The organism is Caballeronia sp. RCC_10, assembly GCF_041360715.1.
GTDB classification, from domain to species: domain Bacteria; phylum Pseudomonadota; class Gammaproteobacteria; order Burkholderiales; family Burkholderiaceae; genus Caballeronia; species Caballeronia grimmiae.
This window is the reverse complement of record NZ_JBFUPT010000082.1, coordinates 1-2,725: the sequence shown is the minus strand read 5'-3', so window position 1 is coordinate 2,725 and position 2,725 is coordinate 1. Positions and strand designations below refer to the sequence as shown.

Here is a 2,725-nt window from a genome sequence, read left to right as displayed (position 1 = left end):
GAAGCGAACGCGGTGAACTGAAACATCTAAGTAACCGCAGGAAAAGAAATCAACCGAGATTCCCAAAGTAGTGGCGAGCGAAATGGGAAGAGCCTGTACTCTTTATCTGCATTGTTAGCTGAACGCTCTGGAAAGTGCGGCCATAGCAGGTGATAGCCCTGTAAGCGAAAGCAGCGTGGAAGAACTAGGGGTACGACAAGTAGGGCGGGACACGTGAAATCCTGTCTGAAGATGGGGGGACCATCCTCCAAGGCTAAATACTCGTGATCGACCGATAGTGAACCAGTACCGTGAGGGAAAGGCGAAAAGAACCCCGGGAGGGGAGTGAAATAGATCCTGAAACCGCATGCATACAAACAGTCGGAGCCTCGTAAGGGGTGACGGCGTACCTTTTGTATAATGGGTCAGCGACTTACGTTCAGTAGCGAGCTTAACTGATTAAGGCAGGCGTAGCGAAAGCGAGTCCGAATAGGGCGATCAGTTGCTGGGCGTAGACCCGAAACCAAGTGATCTATCCATGGCCAGGTTGAAGGTGCGGTAACACGTACTGGAGGACCGAACCCACTAACGTTGAAAAGTTAGGGGATGAGCTGTGGATAGGGGTGAAAGGCTAAACAAACTTGGAAATAGCTGGTTCTCTCCGAAAACTATTTAGGTAGTGCCTCGTGTATCACCTTCGGGGGTAGAGCACTGTCATGGTTGTGGGGTCCATTGCGGATTACTACGCCATAGCAAACTCCGAATACCGAAGAGTGCAATCACGGGAGACAGACATCGGGTGCTAACGTCCGGTGTCAAGAGGGAAACAACCCAGACCGCCAGCTAAGGTCCCAAAGATTGGCTAAGTGGGAAACGAAGTGGGAAGGCTAAAACAGTCAGGAGGTTGGCTTAGAAGCAGCCACCCTTTAAAGAAAGCGTAATAGCTCACTGATCGAGTCGTCCTGCGCGGAAGATGTAACGGGGCTCAAGCCAGTCACCGAAGCTGCGGATACGTACGCAAGTACGTGTGGTAGGAGAGCGTTCCGTAAGCCTGCGAAGGTGCGTTGAAAAGCGTGCTGGAGGTATCGGAAGTGCGAATGCTGACATGAGTAGCGATAAAGGGGGTGAAAAGCCCCCTCGCCGTAAGCCCAAGGTTTCCTACGCAACGTTCATCGGCGTAGGGTGAGTCGGCCCCTAAGGCGAGGCAGAAATGCGTAGCTGATGGGAAGCAGGTCAATATTCCTGCACCATTGTTAGATGCGATGGGGGGACGGATCGCGGAAGGTTGTCCGGGTGTTGGACGTCCCGGTCGCTGCGTTGGAGAAGGCACTTAGGCAAATCCGGGTGCGTAATTCAAGGGCGTGGCGCGAGCTTCTTCGGAAGCGAAGCAATTGGAAGTGGTTCCAAGAAAAGCCTCTAAGCTTCAGTCTAATAGTGACCGTACCGCAAACCGACACAGGTGGGCGAGATGAGTATTCTAAGGCGCTTGAGAGAACTCGGGAGAAGGAACTCGGCAAATTGGTACCGTAACTTCGGGATAAGGTACGCCTCTGTAGCTTGACTGGCCTGCGCCAGGAGGGTGAAGAGGTTGCAATAAACTGGTGGCTGCGACTGTTTAATAAAAACACAGCACTCTGCAAACACGAAAGTGGACGTATAGGGTGTGACGCCTGCCCGGTGCCGGAAGATTAAATGATGGGGTGCAAGCTCTTGATTGAAGTCCCGGTAAACGGCGGCCGTAACTATAACGGTCCTAAGGTAGCGAAATTCCTTGTCGGGTAAGTTCCGACCTGCACGAATGGCGTAACGATGGCCACACTGTCTCCTCCCGAGACTCAGCGAAGTTGAAGTGTTTGTGATGATGCAATCTCCCCGCGGCTAGACGGAAAGACCCCATGAACCTTTACTGTAGCTTTGCATTGGACTTTGAACCGATCTGTGTAGGATAGGTGGGAGGCTATGAAGCGGGAACGCCAGTTTCCGTGGAGCCGTCCTTGAAATACCACCCTGGTTTGTTTGAGGTTCTAACCTTGGTCCGTGATCCGGATCGGGGACAGTGCATGGTAGGCAGTTTGACTGGGGCGGTCTCCTCCCAAAGTGTAACGGAGGAGTACGAAGGTACGCTAGGTACGGTCGGAAATCGTGCTGATAGTGCAATGGCATAAGCGTGCTTAACTGCGAGACCGACAAGTCGAGCAGGTGCGAAAGCAGGTCATAGTGATCCGGTGGTTCTGTATGGAAGGGCCATCGCTCAACGGATAAAAGGTACTCTGGGGATAACAGGCTGATACCGCCCAAGAGTTCATATCGACGGCGGTGTTTGGCACCTCGATGTCGGCTCATCTCATCCTGGGGCTGTAGCCGGTCCCAAGGGTATGGCTGTTCGCCATTTAAAGAGGTACGTGAGCTGGGTTTAAAACGTCGTGAGACAGTTTGGTCCCTATCTGCCGTGGGCGTTGGATATTTGAAGGGGGCTGCTCCTAGTACGAGAGGACCGGAGTGGACGAACCTCTGGTGTACCGGTTGTCACGCCAGTGGCATCGCCGGGTAGCTATGTTCGGAAGAGATAACCGCTGAAAGCATCTAAGCGGGAAACTCGCCTTAAGATGAGATATCCCCGGGGCTTCGAGCCCCTTGAAGGGTCGTTCCAGACCAGGACGTTGATAGGTCAGGTGTGTAAGTGCAGTAATGCATTGAGCTAACTGATACTAATTGCCCGTAAGGCTTGATCCTATAACCAGTGTGT

1 rRNA gene (cut by a window edge) is annotated in these 2,725 nt (G+C 52.8%); it reads left to right on the top strand.

Going from position 1 to position 2,725, the window contains the following annotated elements:
* Positions 1–2,712 (top strand): 23S ribosomal RNA (locus tag AB6804_RS31510); it begins 270 nt to the left of the window's first position.
* Positions 2,713–2,725: the final 13 nt, after the last annotated feature.